1 protein-coding gene is annotated in these 277 nt (G+C 49.8%); it reads right to left on the bottom strand.

Annotated features, from left to right (window positions below; translation table 11 throughout):
* Positions 1-277: helix-turn-helix domain-containing protein (locus tag MO867_RS22950; RefSeq protein WP_252473459.1), on the bottom strand; the 277-nt coding region annotated here is incomplete at both ends.

Below are 277 nucleotides of genomic sequence, written 5' to 3'. Positions count from 1 at the left end.
AAGAGTGACTGGTTCTGGGTGACTCTGTGTCACTACCCCCTAGTGACTCTGTGTCACCACCTAGTGAATCTCTGTCACTACCTAGTGACTCTGTGTCACTACCCTGATCCAAGGTGAGTACAAAAATATTGCTTGAATTTAGGGAGTTATCCCGCCCATTTCTCCGGTGCACAATACGCAGGAAACCTTCTTCTTGCAGCGCCTTGACATGACGCATAGCTGAGCGGCGATTTATCTCGCATTGCTCCGCAACGTGGTTATAACTGGGCCAGCACTC

This window comes from Microbulbifer okhotskensis, assembly GCF_023895975.1.
Taxonomy (GTDB): domain Bacteria; phylum Pseudomonadota; class Gammaproteobacteria; order Pseudomonadales; family Cellvibrionaceae; genus Microbulbifer; species Microbulbifer okhotskensis.
This window is presented reverse-complemented; position numbering and strand designations above follow the sequence as displayed.